Source organism: Streptomyces sp. PL-29 (assembly GCF_058344425.1).
Genome location: NZ_CP136996.1, coordinates 1005693 through 1023700, shown reverse-complemented (window position 1 = coordinate 1023700; position 18008 = coordinate 1005693). Strand labels below are relative to the sequence as shown.

Annotated in this window: 16 protein-coding genes; 11 read left to right on the top strand and 5 right to left on the bottom strand. The window is 71.0% G+C overall.

The genetic code is table 11. The annotated features are described in order from the left end of the window. Positions 1 to 18 precede the first annotated feature (18 nt). The 7 genes from R4Z63_RS04625 (at position 19) to R4Z63_RS04595 (ending at position 6068) form a co-directional block, all read left to right on the top strand. A complete protein-coding gene (locus tag R4Z63_RS04625; RefSeq protein WP_384451911.1) occupies positions 19 to 867 on the top strand; it encodes a HipA family kinase in 849 nt (282 codons plus the stop codon). Continuing rightward, positions 864 to 1247, top strand: coding sequence for a DUF3037 domain-containing protein (locus R4Z63_RS04620; RefSeq protein WP_384451914.1), 384 nt, complete (start codon positions 864 to 866; stop codon positions 1245 to 1247). The genes R4Z63_RS04625 and R4Z63_RS04620 overlap by 4 nt, the downstream gene beginning before the upstream one ends. Before the next feature lie 132 nt (positions 1248 to 1379). Further along, a complete protein-coding gene (gene fabG / locus R4Z63_RS04615; RefSeq protein WP_384451917.1) occupies positions 1380 to 2141 on the top strand; it encodes a 3-oxoacyl-ACP reductase FabG in 762 nt (253 codons plus the stop codon). A 29-nt stretch (positions 2142 to 2170) separates the two neighbouring features. Beyond that, entirely contained in the window at positions 2171 to 2932 is a 762-nt protein-coding gene (locus R4Z63_RS04610) for an SDR family oxidoreductase (protein WP_384451920.1), read from the top strand. 152 nt (positions 2933 to 3084) lie between these two features. Further along, positions 3085 to 4668, top strand: a complete 1584-nt coding sequence (locus R4Z63_RS04605; protein ID WP_037929205.1) for an ABC transporter substrate-binding protein — start codon at positions 3085 to 3087, stop codon at positions 4666 to 4668. A 111-nt stretch (positions 4669 to 4779) separates the two neighbouring features. Further along, a complete protein-coding gene (locus R4Z63_RS04600) occupies positions 4780 to 5448 on the top strand; it encodes a uracil-DNA glycosylase (RefSeq protein WP_384451961.1) in 669 nt (222 codons plus the stop codon). Positions 5449 to 5543: 95 nt separating this feature from the next. Beyond that, a complete protein-coding gene (locus R4Z63_RS04595; RefSeq protein ID WP_037929478.1) occupies positions 5544 to 6068 on the top strand; it encodes a hypothetical protein in 525 nt (174 codons plus the stop codon). An 88-nt stretch (positions 6069 to 6156) separates the two neighbouring features. Here R4Z63_RS04595 and R4Z63_RS04590 read toward each other — a convergent pair whose 3' ends face one another. Both R4Z63_RS04590 and R4Z63_RS04585 read right to left on the bottom strand, forming a co-directional pair. Beyond that, positions 6157 to 6696: a hypothetical protein gene (locus R4Z63_RS04590; protein WP_384451924.1), complete on the bottom strand. Its 540-nt coding sequence runs from the start codon at positions 6694 to 6696 to the stop codon at positions 6157 to 6159. A gap of 143 nt (positions 6697 to 6839) precedes the next feature. Next, on the bottom strand, positions 6840 to 7364 hold the full coding sequence (locus tag R4Z63_RS04585) for a DinB family protein (RefSeq protein WP_384451927.1): 525 nt from the start codon (positions 7362 to 7364) through the stop codon (positions 6840 to 6842). Positions 7365 to 7448: 84 nt separating this feature from the next. Here R4Z63_RS04585 and R4Z63_RS04580 point away from each other — a divergent pair, with 84 nt between their 5' ends. Then, positions 7449 to 8363 (top strand): Gfo/Idh/MocA family protein, encoded by a 915-nt coding sequence (locus R4Z63_RS04580; RefSeq protein WP_384451964.1) that lies wholly within the window; start codon positions 7449 to 7451, stop codon positions 8361 to 8363. Here the strand turns inward: R4Z63_RS04580 and lnt are convergent. The 3 genes from lnt to R4Z63_RS04565 all read right to left on the bottom strand — a co-directional run bounded on the left by lnt (position 8299) and on the right by R4Z63_RS04565 (position 10670). Further along, a complete protein-coding gene (gene lnt / locus R4Z63_RS04575) occupies positions 8299 to 9873 on the bottom strand; it encodes an apolipoprotein N-acyltransferase (RefSeq protein WP_384451930.1) in 1575 nt (524 codons plus the stop codon). The genes R4Z63_RS04580 and lnt overlap by 65 nt on opposite strands. A gap of 77 nt (positions 9874 to 9950) precedes the next feature. Beyond that, the gene (locus R4Z63_RS04570; protein ID WP_384451933.1) at positions 9951 to 10424 is read right to left on the bottom strand and encodes a nuclear transport factor 2 family protein; all 474 of its coding nucleotides are present in this window, start codon (positions 10422 to 10424) and stop codon (positions 9951 to 9953) included. Positions 10425 to 10493: 69 nt separating this feature from the next. Then, positions 10494 to 10670 carry a DUF8839 family protein gene (locus tag R4Z63_RS04565; protein ID WP_106967693.1) on the bottom strand — a complete coding sequence of 59 codons (177 nt, stop codon included), beginning with the start codon at positions 10668 to 10670 and terminating at the stop codon, positions 10494 to 10496. A 1492-nt stretch (positions 10671 to 12162) separates the two neighbouring features. Here R4Z63_RS04565 and R4Z63_RS04560 point away from each other — a divergent pair. Genes R4Z63_RS04560 through R4Z63_RS04550 form a run of 3 tightly spaced genes read left to right on the top strand, consistent with a single transcriptional unit; the run spans position 12163 to position 17997 of the window. Beyond that, positions 12163 to 16299: an amino acid adenylation domain-containing protein gene (locus R4Z63_RS04560; protein ID WP_384451967.1), complete on the top strand. Its 4137-nt coding sequence runs from the start codon at positions 12163 to 12165 to the stop codon at positions 16297 to 16299. Positions 16300 to 16324: 25 nt separating this feature from the next. After that, positions 16325 to 17269 (top strand): pseudouridine-5'-phosphate glycosidase, encoded by a 945-nt coding sequence (locus tag R4Z63_RS04555; RefSeq protein ID WP_384451936.1) that lies wholly within the window; start codon positions 16325 to 16327, stop codon positions 17267 to 17269. Further along, on the top strand, positions 17266 to 17997 hold the full coding sequence (locus tag R4Z63_RS04550; protein ID WP_384451939.1) for an HAD family hydrolase: 732 nt from the start codon (positions 17266 to 17268) through the stop codon (positions 17995 to 17997). Before R4Z63_RS04555 ends, R4Z63_RS04550 begins: the two co-directional genes overlap by 4 nt. Positions 17998 to 18008: the final 11 nt, after the last annotated feature.

The window sequence follows — 18008 nt, the reverse complement described above, 5'->3', positions numbered from 1 at the left end:
GATGGGTGGCCTGGGGAAGTGCTGAAAGAGGTCGTAGCGACCCGCTATGTCACGCCTTTGCGTGAGGGCGGCTCGCTCCCGGGGATCGTCGAGGCCGACGACTGCGGAACGTACGTCATGAAATTCACCGGAGCCGGTCAGGGCCGCAAGACCCTGGTCGCCGAGGTCATCTGCGGCCGCCTGGCCCAGCGGCTGGGACTCAGGGTCCCCACGCTGGTGCAGATGCAGCTCGACCCCGTCATCGGGCTCGCCGAGCCCGACCAGGAGGTCCAGGAGCTGCTCAAGTCCAGCGGCGGACTCAACCTCGGCATGGACTACCTGCCGGGCTCCATCGGCTTCGACCCGCTCGCCTACCGGGTGGACCCGGCCGAGGCCGGGCGCGTGGTCTGGTTCGACGCCCTGATCAACAACGTCGACCGGTCGTGGCGCAACCCGAACATGCTGGTCTGGCACGGGGACCTCTGGCTCATCGACCACGGCGCCACCATGATCTGGCACCACAACTGGCCCACGGCCCAGGCCGCCGCCGCGAAGCCCTACAACGCCTCCGACCACGTACTGGCCCCCGTGGGACCGGACATCGAGGCAGCGGCCGCCGCACTGGCACCGCTGGTCACCGAGGAACTGCTCACCGAGGTCACCGCCGAGGTGCCGGACGAGTGGCTGGTCGACGAGCCGGGATTCGACTCCGCCGACGCGCTGCGCCGCGCCTACGTGGAGGCGTTGCTGCCGCGCGCGGCCACGATCCACGAGAGGATCTCGCTGGAGGCCGAGGTGAAGGCGCCGACCGGGCCTCCCGGCTGGCTCACCGACCACCTGCCGGAATGGCCCCACAAGACCCACCAGAAGAAGAGCGGCGACGAGTGACCGAGCGGGACGTGTTCGAGTACGCGCTGGTGCGTGTGGTGCCCCGGATGGAACGCGGCGAGTGTTTCAACGCAGGCGTGATCGTCTACTGCCGGGCGCATTCCTACGTCGCCGCGCGCACCCACCTCGACGAGGCGAAGCTCCTCGCGCTGGACCCGGCGGCGGACGTGGCCGGCGTACGGGCCGCCCTGCGCGGGGTCGAGGGCGTGTGCGGCGGCGGCGAGGCGGCGGGGCAGGCGGCGTGTGACGACGCGGGACGCCGGTTCCGCTGGCTGATCGCCCCACGCAGCACCGTGGTGCAGCCGGGGCCGGTGCACACCGGCCTGACGGCCGATCCGGCGGCGGAGGTGGAGCGGTTGCTGGACCTCCTGGTGCGGTAGGCCGTACCTCGTGGGTGTCGGACCGTTGGCCGTTGACACGGGGTGCCAGGGCTCCTAGCGTCTCCTCAGCTGAAGCTACTAAGCGGTTGCTCACCTCTGGGTGGCCGTCTCTCAAGGGCGAGGAGAACCAGCATGTCCACCACCGAGCAGCGCGTCGCGATCGTGACCGGGGCGGCCCGGGGCATCGGCGCGGCCACCGCCGTGCGCCTGGCCGCCGAGGGTCGGGCCGTTGCCGTGCTCGACCTCGACGAGGCGGCCTGCAAGGACACCGTGGACGCTGTCACGGCGGCCGGCGGCCGGGCCCTGGCGGTCGGCTGCGACGTGTCGGACGGCGCACAGGTGGAGGCGGCGGTCGAGCGCGTGGCCGCCGAACTCGGCGCCCCCACCATCCTGGTCAACAACGCGGGCGTGCTGCGCGACAACCTGCTCTTCAAGATGAGCGAGTCCGACTGGGACACGGTCATGAACGTGCACCTGCGCGGCGCCTTCCTGATGTCGAGGGCCTGTCAGAAGTACATGGTGGAGGCCACGTTCGGCCGCATCGTGAACCTCTCCAGCAGCTCGGCGCTCGGCAACCGCGGCCAGGCCAACTACTCGGCCGCCAAGGCCGGTCTGCAGGGCTTCACCAAGACCCTGGCCATCGAGCTCGGCAAGTTCGGCGTCACCGCCAACGCCGTGGCCCCCGGCTTCATCGTCACCGAGATGACCGCCCAGACGGCCGCCCGCGTCGGCATGGGCTTCGAGGACTTCCAGGCCGCCGCGGCCACCCAGATCCCCGTCCAGCGGGTCGGCCGTCCGGCAGACATCGCCAACGCCATCGCCTTCTTCACCGGCGACGCCGCCGGCTTCGTCTCCGGCCAGGTCGTGTACGTGGCCGGCGGCCCCCTCAACTGAAGCGACCGAAGAGAGGCGGGGCATACGTCATGGCGTACAGCGGCACGGACAGCGGCAAGGTCGCACTGATCACCGGAGCGAGCCGGGGCATCGGCTACGGCATCGCGGAGGCACTGGTCGCCCGGGGCGACCGGCTCTGCATCACCGGGCGCAACGAGGAGGCCCTCAAGGAGGCCGTGGAGCGCCTCGGCGCGGACCGGGTGATCGGGGTGGCCGGGAAGGCGCACGACGAGGCCCACCAGGCCCTTGCCGTCGAGCGCACGATGGAGGCCTTCGGCCGGGTCGACTTCCTGGTGAACAACGCGGGCACCAATCCCGTCTTCGGCCCGATCGCGGACCTCGACCTCGGGGTCGCCCGGAAGGTCTTCGAGACCAACGTGATCTCCGCGCTCGGCTTCGCCCAGCGGACCTGGCACGCCTGGCAGAAGGAGAACGGCGGGGCGATCGTGAACATCGCGTCGATCGCCGGCATCTCCGCCTCGCCCTTCATCGGCGCGTACGGGATCAGCAAGGCGGCCATGATCAACCTGACCCTCCAGCTCGCCCACGAGATGGCCCCCGGGGTCCGGGTCAACGCGATCGCTCCGGCGGTGGTCAAGACCAAGTTCGCGCAGGCGCTCTACGAGGGCCGGGAACAGGAGGCCGCCGCGGCCTATCCGCTCGGCCGGCTCGGGCTCCCGGAGGACATCGGAGGGGCCGCGGCTTTTCTTACATCTGCACAAGCGGAATGGATCACGGGGCAAACTCTGGTCGTCGACGGTGGGATGTTCCTCAATTCCGGGGTGCACTGACCGATAATCGGACGTATTTGCCTCCGAAAGGGAGGTAAATGTGTATCGAATGTGCACGGAACCGGTCAAGTGCCTCACGAAACCAACCCATTGGATTCGTGAGGCACTGCGGTAGGGTCTGCCGCACCCCTGGCTGATCGAGGAGCGTGCACGTGTTCAACCGGACCAGATGCCTGCAGATCTCTGCGGCCCTTGCGTCCATATCCCTGCTCGCCGGATGCGGCCTGCTGTCGGAGGACGACGGCGACGAAGCGAAGCGGATCGTCGTCGGGACTACGAGCGCGCCGAGCACCCTTGATCCCGCCGCGGCGTGGGACGGCTCCTGGGAGCTGTACCGGAACGTCTACCAGACCCTCCTGGCCTTCCCCACGGGCTCCACCAAGCCCCAGCCGGACGCCGCCCAGAACTGCGAGTTCACGGACGGCGCGAGCCAGGCCTACCGGTGCACCCTGCGCAAGGGCCTGAAGTTCTCCAACGGCGAGCCCCTCGACGCCAAGGCCGTCAAGTACTCCCTCGACCGGATCATGACGATCGGGTCCAAGGTCGGCCCGAAGGACCTCTTCGGCAGCCTCGACAAGATCGAGACCCCCGACGCGCTGACGGTCGTCTTCCACCTGAAGACCTCCGACGCCACCTTCCCGTACGTCCTCGGCTCACCGGCAGCCTCGCTGGTCGCGCCCAAGGACTACCCCGCCGACAAGGTGCGCGAGGACGGCAAGATCACCGGATCGGGCCCCTACGTGCTGGACTCGTACAAGGAGGGCGGCGAGGCCGTCCTGTCCGAGAACAAGGGCTACGCAGGCTTCGCGAACCGCCAGAACAAGGCCGTCACCATCCGCTACTACGCGGATTCCGAGAAGATGGTCGCCGACCTGAAGGCCAAGGAGCTGGACGCCACCTACCGAGGCCTTTCCGCCTCGCAGGTCACCGACCTCCAGAGCCCCGCCGCACACGGACTCGGCGTCCAGGTCGTCGAGAACGTCGGCGCCGAGATCCGCTACCTGGTCTTCAACCCGAAGGACCCGGCGGTCAACAAGCTCGCGGTCCGCCAGGCCATCGCCCAGGTCATCGACCGCGGCACCCTCGTCTCCAAGGTCTACCAGGGCACCGCGGAGCCGCTGTACTCGATGGTTCCCAAGGGCGTCGTCGGCCACAAGACGCCGTTCTACGACAAGTACGGCGCGGCGGACGTCAACAAGGCGAAGAAGATCCTCAAGGAGGCCGGGATCAACCAGCCGGTCGACCTGACCTTCTGGTACACCACCGACCGGTACGGCGCCTCCACCGCCGAGGAGTTCACCGAGATCAAGCGGCAGCTCGACGAGAGCGGCCTGTTCCGCATCACCCTGCGCAGCCAGCCCTGGAAGACCTTCCAGGAGGGCTACAAGAGCCAGGAGTACCCGGTCTTCGGCCGAGGCTGGTTCCCCGACTTCCCGGACCCGGACAACTTCATCGCGCCGTTCGTCGGCAAGGAGAACGCGGTCGGCACCCCGTACGAGCAGAACGAGATCCTGACCGAGCTGCTCCCCAAGTCCCGCCGCGACAGCGACCGCTCCTCCGGGGTCCAGCAGTTCGAGAAGGCCCAGCAGATCTTCGCCGAGGACGTGCGGCTGCTGCCCCTGTGGCAAGGCAAGCTCTACGTCGCCGCACGCGAGGACATCGCGGGCGCCGAGCGGGCCCTCGACCCGCAGACCGCCATGCAGATGTGGGAGCTGTACCGCAAGACCAGCTGGTAGCCGCGGTCCCGCCCGGGAGATCTCCCGGGCGGCCGACGCGTTGTCAGTGGCCCCCGGTAGGTTCTGGAGCAGTTGCACGAACTTGTACCGGAGGTTGTCGCCGTGACCCAGATGCTGCCCGAGTCCTGGCTCCCCGTCCTCGGCGGGGAGCTGGAGCAGCCCTACTTCAGAGAGCTCACGGAGTTCGTCGAGAAGGAGCGGGCGAACGGGCCGGTCTACCCGCCCCGCGACCAGGTGTTCGCGGCACTGGACGCCACGCCCTTCGAGCAGGTGAAGGTGCTGGTCCTCGGCCAGGACCCCTACCACGGCGCCGGCCAGGGCCACGGCCTGTGCTTCTCCGTGCAGCCCGGCGTCAAGACCCCGCCCTCGCTCCGCAACATCTACAAGGAGATGAAGGAGGAGCTGGGCCTGCCCGTCCCCGACAACGGCTACCTGATGCCGTGGGCCCAGCAGGGCGTCCTGCTGCTCAACGCCGTGCTCACCGTCCGGGAGGCCGAGCCGAACTCGCACAAGGGCAAGGGCTGGGAGAGGTTCACCGACGCGGTGATCCGCGCGGTGTCGGAGCGGCCCGACCCGGCCGTGTTCGTCCTGTGGGGGGCCTATGCCCAGAAGAAGATCCCGCTCATCGACGAGGAGCGGCACGTGATCGTCAAGGGTGCCCACCCCTCCCCGCTGTCGGCCAGGAAGTTCTTCGGCTCCCGCCCCTTCACGCAGATCAACGAGGCCATCGCCGCCCAGGGGCATGAGCCGATCGACTGGCGGATCCCGGACCTCGGCTGACGCCCCACCGCGCCTCGGCGCCATCGCCGGTGCCTCCGGCTAGCGTCTTGACGACCGGACCGGAGCAGGTCCGGCAGAGCAAGCCGGAGGCCGCCGTGACCGAGCAGCAGGAGGCGTCGGAGGACGCCGTCATGACGAGGATCGGCCAGGCGGTCATCCTGCTGCACGCCGGAGACCGGGAGGAGGCCCGCAACCGGCTCGGCGAGATCTGGCAGGAGATCGGCGAGGAGGGGGACTGCCTGCACCGGTGCACCCTGGCCCACTACATGGCCGACGCCCAGGACGATCCCGCCGACGAGCTGGCCTGGGACCTGCGCGCCCTGACCGCCGCCGACTCCCTGGGTGACGGGCACGGGGACGGGTGCCCCGCGCAGCGGGAGCCGCGTCCCGCGATGCGCGTGTTCTACCCGTCGCTGCACGTCAGCCTGGCCGCCGACTACCTGAAGCTCCAGCGTCCCGGCGCCGCCCGGGTCCACCTGGCGCGGGCCCGCGCGGCAGCCGGGGCCCTCTCCGACGACGGTTACGGCGACGGCGTACGGGCGGCCATCGCCCGGCTGGAGCACCGCCTCGCCGCGGAACCGGGCGGCGGCGGCCCCTGGCCCTTCCCCGAACAGGCGTAGGGGGCGTCCTGCCGGTCGGGACGGGCAGGACGCGGCCCCGGCCCCCGTCGGCCGCCCCCCGCCCGCCGGGCGGCCCCCTGGCGCGCCCTCAGCCGCCGTGGACGCCCGCGCAGATCCGGGCCTCCGGGCTGTCGGGGTGCCAGCGGCCGTGGCGCCGGCCCAGCGCGCAGACGTCGGCCGGCCGCACCGGCAGCTTGCGCAGCAGCTCGCGCTCCGCCTCGGCACCGGGCCGGTCGGGGTGCCGGGAGCCGTCAGGACGGCCCGTCGCGGATCCGGCGGCCCGGCGGGGCTCCGGGATGTCCGGTACGGGCGCAGCCTCCTGCACGGCCCCGCCGGAGGCGCCCCGGGCAGGGCGCTGCGAGTTCCGTGCGGCGGGGGTCGGGCCCGCCTGACGGGCGGGCTGCTCCGGGGCCGCAGCGACCGCCTCCAGCGCCTCCAGGGCGGGTGCCCGGACGGCCACGGGGGCGGCACCCGGGCCGCCGCGCGGCTCGTGCCGGGGCGGGACCCCGGCGGCGGGGGCCGCCGCGGGATGCGCGGTTCCGGGGCTCACATGGACACAGCCGGAGACCGCCGAAACGGCGCAGGCGACTCCGAGCAGCAGCTTTGTCGTGGTTCGCGTTGGATGCACCCGCGCAACTCTGCTGTGCGAGGACCCCGTTGCGGAAACCCGGAGCCCATATTCACCCCGCACGGGTGACGGGCAGCGGGGTGACCGGCGGATCGCGGGCCGCCCCGGGCCGGCCGCCGGGCAGTCGTCGGGTAGTTGTCGGGTCAGTCGCCGGTGGCGCCGTCTATCTGCTCGCGCAGCAGGTCCGCGTGGCCGTTGTGGCGCGCGTACTCCTCGATCATGTGGGTGTAGACCCAGCGCAGGCTGAACACCTCGCCGCGGTGGTGGTTCCGGGCCTCCGACACCAGGTCCAGCGAGCGGCCCGCGGCCGCCTGCCGTGCCCGTTCGACCTCCGCCCGCCACACCCGCTCGGTCTCGGCCCGGGTGGCCGCCTCGGTGAAGTGGAAGTCGCCGTCCCGGTCCTCGTCCGTGACGTACAGCTCGGGCAGCTCCTCACCCAGCATGATCTCCCGGAACCAGTAACGCTCCACCTCTGCCATGTGCCGCAGCAGCCCCAGGAGGCTCAATTCGGAGGGCGCGAGCGGAGTCCTGCGCAACTGCTCGTCCCGCAGCCCCTCGCACTTCCACAGCAGGGTGGCGCGGTGGTAGTCGAGCCAGCCGTCGAGCATCTCCCGCTCGGCGGCGGTGGTGGGGGGTTCGGTGCGGTGTGATCCTGAACTGGTGGTCATGGGGCCCATCCTGTGCGAACCGGAGCCCCGGCCACCAGGGATTAAGCTGCGAGGATCCCGCAAGGACCGAATTTGGAGGCCCCGGTGAAGGTCGGCTGCATCGGACTCGGCGACATCGCGCAGAAGGCGTACCTGCCCGTCCTCACCACGCGTGCGGACGTCGAACTGCACCTGCAGACCCGCACTCCCGAGACTCTGGAACGGGTCGGCGCGATCCACCGGGTCCCGGCAGCGCACCGGCACACCGACCTCGACGCCCTGCTCGCCGAGGGGCTCGACGCGGCCTTCGTGCACGCGCCGACCGCCGCCCACCCCGAGATCGTCACCCGGCTGCTGCAGGCCGGTGTCCCCACCTACGTGGACAAGCCGCTCGCCTACGAGTTGGCGGCGTCCCGGCGCCTGGTGGAACTGGCCGAGGAACGCGGTGTCTCCCTGGCCGTCGGCTTCAACCGCCGTTACGCGCCCGGGTACGCGCAGTGCGCCGACCACCCGCGCGACCTGATCGTCTTGCAGAAGAACCGGGTCGGCCTGCCGGAGGACCCACGCACGCTGGTGCTCGACGACTTCATCCACGTCGTCGACACCCTGCGCTTCCTGCTGCCGGGCGAGGCCGACTACACCGGGGTGCGGGCCGTGGTGCGCGACGGACTGATGCACCAGGTGGTGCTGCACCTCTCCGGCGCCGGCTTCAACGCGCTCGGCATCATGAACCGCCTGTCCGGATCCAACGAGGAGGTCCTGGAGGTCTCCGGCACCGACACCAAGCGGCAGGTCGTCAACCTCGCCGAGGTCATCGACCACAAGGGCCAGCCCACCGTGCGCCGCCGGGGGGACTGGGTCCCCGTCGCCCGCCAGCGCGGCATCGAGCAGGTGGTGGACCACTTCCTGGAGGCGGTGGCGGCGGGCCGGATCCTCGGTGCCCGCGACGCGCTGCTCACCCACGAGCTGTGCGAGCTGGTGGTGAACTCGGCTCTGGAGCAGGCGGAGAAGGCCTCCTGAGCACCCGTGCGCCCGCCGCACCGCAGGCGAACGCCAGAGCTGCGAGGGCCGCGGTCACGGGCCAGTCCCCGAAGCGGACGTAGAGGGTCGAGCCCCGGGCGAGCGGTACGTCGTACACCTCGGCGGTCCGCGCCGAGGTGGGCAGTGCGGTGCCGACGCGCTCGCCCGACGGGCCGTTCACCACACTGATCCCGGTCAGCGTCGCATGCACCATCGGGCGGCCGTTCTCGGCCGCCCGCAGGGCCGCCAGCGAGGCGTGCTGGGCCGGTGCCCAACTGTGCTGGAAGGTGGAGGTCGCCGACTGGGCGATCAGCACGGAGGCCCCGTCGTGGGTGAGGCGCCGGCTCATGTCGGGGAACGCGGACTCGAAACAGACCAGCGGTCCCAGACGGACGACCGTGCCCCCGTCCCGCCGGCCCGGCAGGTCCATGACCACCGGCGCGTCCCCGCGCACGCGGTCCTCGCCGGCGGCCCTGCCGACCGAGGTCGCCCAGCCCAGCAGAGCCCGGGCCGGTACGTACTCCCCGAAGGGGACCAGCCGCATCTTGTCGTACCGGTCGCCCGTGGGCCCGCCCGGGCCGACCAGCACCGCGCTCTTGTGGATCCCCGGGCGGTCCGCCCTCCGCGCGTCCACGTTCACCAGCAGCGGAGCCCCGACCTCCGCCGACAGCGCGGCCAGCCGGCGGGCCAGGTCCGGGCGGGCCGTCAGGTCCTCGCCCACGCTGCTCTCGCCCCACACCACCAGGTCGACCCGCTGCCCGGCCAGCGGCCGGGTCAGCCGCTCGCCGGCCGCGAACCGCCGCTCCGCGCTGTCGGGGCCGTCGGGCACCGGTCCCGGTTGTACGACGGCCACCCGCAGCCCGCCCGACTCCGCGGGCCGAACCGCCCACACCCACACCGCGCCCGTCAGCAGCGCACAGCCCATGAGCCCGGCCACCGCCGGGACCCTGGCCCCCGGTACGGCGACCAGCAGCACCAGGGCGCAGTTCACCGCCACCAGCAGCAGACTGATCAGCCACACCCCGCCCACCGACGCCAGCCGGAGCGCCGGCGGAACCTGCCACTGGCTGGCCCCCAGCAGCCCCCACGGCCCGCCGAGCCCCTGCCAGGAGCGGACCAGCTCCGACAGCAGCCACCCGGCCGGTACCAGGACCAGAGCGCAGGCCGCCCGGCCACGGGACGGGCGGCCGCCGAGCAGCTCCCGCACCAGCAGTGCCCAGGGGATCCAAAGCACCCCGAGCAGTGCGGCCACCGGAAGCAGGAACACGTGCAGGCTCGGCAGCAGCCAGTGGTGCACGGCCAGGATGAACCCGGCGCCGCCGAGCCAGCCCTCCAGGGCCGCCCGCCGCCCTCCGGAGGCCGATCTCAGCAACAGCATCCAGGGCACGAGGGCCACGTAGGCGAACCACCACAGCGCGGGGGCGGGGAACGCCAGGGCGGGCAGCGCCCCGGCGGCGACCGCGGCGGGCCCGCGCCAGTGGCGGGACCACCCGTCGTGCTTCGGGATCATGGCGCGCCTCCGCTTCCAGTGTGGCAGTGCAGGGCGGGACCGCCCCCGGGCCGCGCGGACGGAAGGGGAGGAAGCGCTCACGCGGTGGTGTGTCGCCACTTCTCGTGCACGGTGACACGCGTGAGCCGCCAGCCGTCCCGGGTGCGGGCCAGGGCGAAGGCGTAGCGGCCGGCGGCCACGAAATTCGGAGAGGTGACCGCGCCGCCGCCGCGGGCCTCCGGTGCCTGCAGCCGCATCGGGTTGAAGAAGTCCGCCCGGACCTCGGCGCTGTCGCCCGGCGAGCCGGCCACGTCCTCCAGCCGGACCAGCCGGTTGACGATCAGATGCTGCCTCACCGGGAAGAGCTCCATGGTCCGTGCGAGCCATTCCGCGACCTGCCCCACCGGCCCCTCGATCCCGCCGGCCGATCTGTAGTCGGCCCGCCCGCCGGGGGTGAACAGGGCCCGGTAGGCGCCCCAGTCGCCGTCGTCGACGGCCATCGCGTAGCCCGTGACCACGTCGTCGATCGCCAGCCGGTCCATCACCGTCGCGAGATCCACACGCTGAGTCATCGGGTCAGTGTGGGGCTGCGCGGGCGGGAGGCCAAGGGGCGTGCGCGGACCGGACCTCCGTCCCGCCCGTCAGTGACCGGAACGCGCCTCCCGCTGCCGGACCACGACCAGGAACGCGTCGCTCGCCAGATCCATGACCACCTCCGCGGGCACGCCCTCGCGCATCCGCTGGGCCGCGTACTCCTCGGCGGGCCAGCTCCCCCGCGGACTTCCGGCCGGAAAACGCTCCAGTACCACTCGACCCATGGGACACCCCCTGCTGCTTGCCTTGCGCTCTTTTCGTGAACAACGACGCGGAGGCCGCCCGGGAACGTTCCCGGGCGGCCTCCGATTCACGCGAAGTGGTGGAACGCCTCCGATACGAGCCGGACTCGCCGGCTTCATGAACGTTGCTCACAGGTCGGGGGTGCCCCTATCTGTTTCGTCAACCTCGGCGGGGTCGGTTTGAAGGGGTTGATCATGGATGTCGGGAACGTCCCGCGAAGCGGGATGTTCCCGGTGGATCGGGTGCCTGGTGGGCAGTCCGGTGGCCGGCCGGGCCTTGGTGGCCGCGCCGGTGTGCGGGCGTGATCGGGGTCTGGAGGGTGGCGGGGGTGGGGTTGTCAGGCGGCGAGGTCGACGTCGTCGGGGGTGCGTGGTTCGTAGAGGACGCCGGTGCGGATCACCGCGTGGATGACCTTCACCCCTTGGCAGGCAGGCGGGGGCCTGTCCAGCCAACGGAATCCACGTCCCGGTGTTCCAGCCCCCACTTCAGGGCGGTCACGGCGTCCTGGGCGCCGTAGGCCAAACACACGTGCTGTTCGGCCGGGGTGAGGTTGCGCCCGAAGCCGTCGCAGAAGGCGGTGCGGGTGGGAGGCAGGGACGCGCATCCGGAAGCGGGGGAGTTCGCGCTTCACCGCGGGCTCGACGCAGGACCGCTTTGTGTCAGCGAGATCGTGTCCCCTGCAGGTTGTGTCGCTTTGCGCCAGGGCTGAGCCCTTGATGTGCGTCGCGTTACGGCGCGCCATCGTGTCGCTTTTCCAACTGCCTCCTGTGGCGGACATCACGGGGTCGTCCGGCCGCTCTCGTAGGGCCGGAGACTGGAGACGGAGCGTCAGCCACCACGCCGGTCCTCGACCCTACTGAGTGGAAGTCGCCACGCCGTGGTGACCGGATATCGACTCTGTGGATCCGGTCAGCGGGGCGCGGTGGACGAGCGGGAACCGGTGGGCCTTCCGGCTTCTGTGCAGTTCCTGTGGCATGTGCCACGTGGCCGGGAGGCGGCCTTTTAGGTCATCCTCCTGGCGCCTGTTGACCCACCTATGGCCACGGCATAACGTCTCGATTGCTCCGCGCCGCAGACCAGCCATGCGGATGCTTGAGCGGATACCTGTCCTGTGCAGGGGTCTCAATTCACGGGGGAAGATCCCGGCCGTTCGGCGGCCAGGAAGGACAGCGGGGGAAAGCGATGCCCAAGACGGGCGTGATTCGAAGAGGCGTGCCCCGCCACACGTGGAAGCGGACCCAACCGGTGAGCGGTGCGGGAATTCCTTCACCGATGTGCAGGCTGCGCTCCGGTGCCTTCCGGACATCACCGACGGAAGTCGTATGAGCCGACGGGCGGAAGGGCCCGTCGGTCACACAGGCGTGGGCGGGATTCCGGGTGGCGACGATGCCGCCGCGGGTCGGCGCCACGCGTATCTGACGTATTTGATCGGGGGCGTACATGGTGAATTCGGCTGTCGAGGGAAGTAGGGACCTGCCGCACATAACCGGCGGCGGTGACACGGGGGAGAGTCTGACCGACCTGTTGAGAGCCCAGGTCAGGTGGCATCCCGACAGGACCGCGGTGGAGTGCGGCCCAGAGCGGCTGACGTTTCGGGAGCTCGGCCGGTACAGCGCGGAAGCCGCCGCGTACCTGCGCGGGCTCGGGGTGGGGCGGGGCGACTGCGTCGGTCTTTTCGTCGAGCCCTCACTTGATCTCATGACAGGCGTGTGGGGAATTCTCGCGGCCGGCGGAGCGTATCTTCCGCTGTCACCGGACTATCCGGAAGAACGTCTCCGGTACATGGTCGAGGATGCCCGGGTCTGCGTGGTCTTCACGCAGGAACGGCTGCGGGAACGACTGGAGAGAATCGCTCCCCCCGGAACCACGGTCGTCACGCTGCGGGATGTGCTGAATTCGGCGGCGGGGGATACTGGAAAGACGTGGCGGGAATCCGGGCTCGGGCTGCCGGCGGAAGACGATCCGGCGTATGTCATTTACACCTCGGGCAGTACCGGAAAGCCCAAGGGTGTAATGGTCGAACACCGTGCGATCGTCCACCAGATGAACTGGTTACGGACGGCGCACGGACTCGACGAGAACAGAATCGTCCTGCAGAAGACGCCCGCCAGTTTCGACGCCGCGCAGTGGGAGATCCTCGCCCCTGCCTGCGGCAGCCGCGTCGTCATGGGCGCCCCCGGCATCCATCGCGACCCCGAAGGGCTGATGCGGACCGTCGACGCCTATGGCGTGACCACCCTGCAGTGCGTGCCGACGCTGCTTCAGGCGCTCCTCGACACCGAGGAGTTCGGCCGCTGCACCTCCCTCACCCAGCTCTTCAGCGGCGGCGAGGCGCTGTCCAGGAATCTGGCGAGACTGCTGCTCGACACCCTGCCGGACTGCTCGCTCGTGAACCTCTACGGCCCGACCGAGTGCACGATCAACGCCTCCTCGTACCGCGTGGAGCGGGCGGACGTGGAGTCAGGGCCGCAGTCCGTGCCGATCGGCTCCCCGGTCGACGGCATGCGCTTCCACATCCTCGACCCGTCGCGGTCGCCGGTCGCGGCCGGCGAGATCGGCGAACTGTACATCGGAGGCGTCCAGCTGGCCCGGGGCTACCTCCACCGGCCGGACCTCACGGCGGAACGGTTCGTCGACGACCCCGAGCGCGGGCGGCTGTACCGGACCGGGGACCTCGCGTACGGGAACGCCGACGGGAGCGTGCAGTTCGCCGGCCGGGCGGACAGCCAGGTGAAGCTGCGGGGCTTCCGCGTCGAGCTGGACGAGATCCGGCTGGCCGTCGAGTCCCACGACTGGGTCAGGAACGCGGCCGTGATCGTCAAGGACGACCCGCGCACCGGTTTCCAGAACCTCGTCGCCTGCGTCGAGCTGAGCCCCCGGGAAGCCGCGCTGATGGACCAGGGCCGGCACGGTACGCACCACCAGTCGAAGGCGAGCAAGCTCCAGGTCAGGGCTCAGCTGGCGGCCGCCGGCTGCCGGGACACGGATGACGTGGCGGCCCGCGCGTCGGTCGCGCTGCCCGGTGCGGAGCCCACGCCGGAGCAGCGGCGCCGCGTGTTCGCGCGCAAGACGTACCGGTTCTTCGAAGGCGGCGACGTCACGGAGGACGACATCCTGCGGCTACTCGACGAGGACCGGGAGGACCGTACTGCCGCGCGCCCGCCGCGTGAGCCCGCCGGGCTCGGTTTCGGCGAGCTGGGGGAGATCCTGCGCTACTTCGGCCGGTTCCTCAGCGAGGAGCGGCTCCTGCCCAAGTACGGGTACGCCTCGCCGGGCGCGCTCAACGCCACGCAGCTCTACCTCGAGCTTGCCGGCGGTCCCGCCGAGGTGCCCGACGGGCTGTACTACTACCACCCGCTGGAGCACCGGCTCGTCCTGATGGGCCCTCCTGCCGGCTCCGCGGCGCCCAGGGTGCGTCTGCACTTCCTCGGGCGGACCAGCGCCATCGAACCTGTCTACAAGAACAACATCCGCGAGGTCCTCCAGATCGAGGCCGGCCACATGGTGGGGCTGTTCGACGAGGTGCTGCCCCACCACGGGCTGGCGGTACGCGAGCTGGACTTCACCCCCGGGACGAAGGAACGGCTCGACTGCGCGGACGAGGACCACTACCTCGGCGGCTTCGAGGTGGTGCCCGCCGGACAGGGCGACCGCGACGCGGCCGCGCTCGACGTGTACGTCCAGGCGCACCCGGGGCGTGTGCCCGGGCTGCCCGGAGGCCAGTACCGGTATCGCCACGGCTCCGCGGGAGGCGGCGGTGCCCTGGAGCGGGTTGCGGACGACCTCGTACGCAAGAGGGACGTCATCGCCATCAACCAGGCCGTGTACGAACGCGCGAGCTTCGGCATCACCGTGTTCGGCGCGGCGGAGCGGGGCTGGCTCGGCTACCTCGACCTGGGGCGCAAGCTCCAGCGCCTCCAGATGAACTGCCTCGACCTCGGGTTCATGTCGTCCGGCTACAGCTCGGAGACCGGCGAGGACCTGCCCGCGGCCAAGCGGATGGCCGCCCTGCTCCCGGTGGCGGGGAGGCCCTCGTACTTCTTCGTCGGCGGGCGTGTGAGCGAGGAGCAGTGGCACAGCGAGGGCATGAAGGAGGACACCGTCCACATGCGGGGGCCCGCGGAGATGATCCGCGACGACCTGGTGACCTTCCTGCCGGACTACATGGTGCCCAACCGGGTCGTCGTCCTCGACGCCCTGCCCCTCACCGCCAATGGCAAGATCGACGTCCGGGCCCTGGCGAACTCCGAGGCGACGGACGTGACCGGCTCCGACCGCCCCTTCGTCCCGCCGAGGACGCGGACCGAGAAGCGGATCGGCGACATCTGGATGAAGGTGATGAAGCGCGACACCGTCTCCGTCCAGGACGACTTCTTCGCCAGCGGCGGGAACTCGCTCATGGCGGTCGCGCTCGTGAACCGCGTGAACCGGGAGCTGGGCGGCTCCCTCCCCCTCCAGGCGCTGTTCGACGCGCCCACCGTCGAGCAGCTCGCGCTGCGCGTCGCCGGCGGCGGCGCGCAGGAGGGCACCGACCAGGACGTCGCGCGGCTGGTGAGGCTGCGGGACGGGGAGGACGAGGCCGACGGGGCGGCGCCCGTGTTCTGCTGGCCCGGCCTCGGCGGGTACCCCATGAACCTGCGGCTGCTCGGCGACCGCCTGGGCCTGGGACGGCCGTTCGTCGGCGTCCAGGCGTACGGCACCAACGAGGGCGAGACGCCGTACGCGACGATCCGCGAGATGGCCGAGCGCGACGTGCACGCCATCCGGCAGGTCCAGCCCTCGGGCCCGTACACTCTCTGGGGCTACTCCTTCGGCGCCCGCGTCGCCTTCGAGGCCGCACACCAACTGGAGCAGGCGGGGGAGCGGGTCGAGAACCTGTTCCTGATCGCCCCGGGCGCGCCCGAGGTGCGGGCGGACGCCGCTGCCGTACACGGCCATGAACCCTCCTATCGCAACCGGGCGTTCGTCACGATCCTGTTCTCCGTATTCGCGGGGCGGATCAGCGGGCCGCTGCTGGAGGAGTGCCTGCGCACGGCGACGGACGACGAGAGCTTCGCGGCCTTCGTGGCCGGAGCCTTCCCGGGGCTGGACGGCGAACTGGTGCGGCGGATCGTACGGATCGTCCGCCTGACGTACGAGTTCACCTACACCTTCCCGGAGTTGAGGGGGCGGCGGATCGCCGCGCCGGTGACGCTCTTCAAGGCGCGCGGCGACGACAACTCGTTCATCGAGAGCGCCCGCGGCTACGCGGTCCGCGAACCGGCCGTCGTCACCCTCGACACCGACCACTACGCGCTGCTGCGCGACCCGGGAGTCGACGAGCTGGTCCATGTGATCCGGCGCCGCCTCCGAGACCAGGAGAACACACGCAAGAAGGAGTTCACCTTGCCGCACGTCAACATCAAGCACTTCCCCGTAGCACTGAACGAGGAACAGGAGTCCGAACTCGTCGCCGCCGTGACGAAGGCCGTGCACTCCGCCTTCCAGTGCGACGAGGGCGTCATCTCCATCGCGCTCGAAGCGGTGGAGCAGGACGCGTGGAACGAGCAGGTCTACCTCCCCGAGATCGTCGAGCGGGCCGAGCTGCTCCGCAAGACCCCCACGTACTGAGCCATTCAAGGAGAGCCAGGACATCATGACGATTCCCCTCGCGTTCAGCGACGAGGTCGCCCAGGCGCTCGACACCGGTGCTCCAGTCGTCGCGCTGGAGTCCAACGTCATCACCCACGGCCTGCCCTACCCGCACAACGCCGCCACGGCCCGCAAGGTCGAGGCCGCCGTACGGGCGGGCGGCGCGGTGCCCGCCACGATCGGCGTCGAGGGCGGCCGCATCCTCGTCGGCATGACCGACGAGGACATCGAGCGGTTCGCGTCCACGCCCGGTATCCCCAAGGTCAGCAGCCGGGACCTGTCGCTCGCGCTGGCCGGGGGCGGGATGGGCGCCACGACCGTGGCCTCGTCGTTGGTCGCCGCCGAGCTCGCGGGCATCCCGTTCTTCGCGTCCGCCGGGATCGGCGGGGTCCACCGGGGCGCCGAGACCACCATGGACATCTCGTCGGACCTGATCCAGTTCACCCGCTCGAAGGTCGCGGTGGTCTGTGCGGGTGCCAAGAGCATCCTGGACCTGGGACTGACCCTGGAGTTCCTGGAGACCCACTGCGTCCCGGTCACCTCGTACCGCTTCGACGACTTCCCGGCCTTCTACTGCCGTACGAGCGGCTTCCGCAGCCCCCACCGGCTGGACGACGAGGAGCTGATCGCCCGCGCCATCGACACGCACTGGGCGCTCGGCAACCCGGGCGGGTTCCTCGTCGCCACGCCGATCAAGGAGGAGGACGCGATCGACAGCGCGGATGTGGACGCGGCGATCGCCGAGGCGACGGTCACGGCCGAGCGCGACGGCATCACCGGCAACGCCATCACGAAGTACCTGATGCGGGCGGTGGACCGGGTGACCGACGGCCGCTCCTCCCAGGCCAACATGTCCGTGCTGATCAGCACGGCGGAGCTGGCCGGCCGGCTGGCCGTGGCCCACGCCGGCGTACGGGCGGCTGCCGCACAGGCGGAGGCGGTCCGATGAGCGCCGATGTTTCACGTGACACACGAACGGCCCGGCCCCTCTCCGCCTCCCGCCCCGCGGCACTGTTCGACCTCGACGGCACGCTCGTCGACACCCCGCGCGGCATCGTGGAGTCGTTCACCGCCGTCTTCGCCGCCCTGGGCACCGCGCCCGCGCCCGCCCCGGCCGAGATCCGGGCGACCATCGGGCTCCCCCTGGAGCAGGCGTTCGCCAAGCTGCTGGGCGTCGCGCCCGACGATGCGCGCGTGGCGGAGGGCGTACGCCGCTACCAGGAGGCGTTCCGCGAGATCGTCCTGCCGCGGGCGGTGGAGCTGCTGTTCCCCGGCGTCCCGGACGGCCTCGCCGCGCTGCGCGACCGCGGGCTCGCCCTGGCCGTCGCCACCAGCAAGTTCTACGCCAGCGCGGACGCGTTGCTGCGGGCCGCCGGAATCCGGGACCTCTTCGAGGTCGTGCTCGGCGCGGACCAGGTCGAGCGGCCCAAGCCGCACCCCGACTCGGGCCACAGGGTGCTGCGCGAGCTGGGCGGCATACCGGCCGAGCGGGCGGTGATGGTCGGTGACACGACGCACGATCTGCTGATGGCACAGGCGTGCGGGATGCGCTCGATCGCCGTGACATACGGCATCCACGGCCCGGCCGAACTGTCCACGGCCGAACCGACGTGGCTGGCGGACACCTTCGACGACGCCGTCGCACACATCATGGCCGCGTACGGAAACGACGGCTGACGAAGCGAACC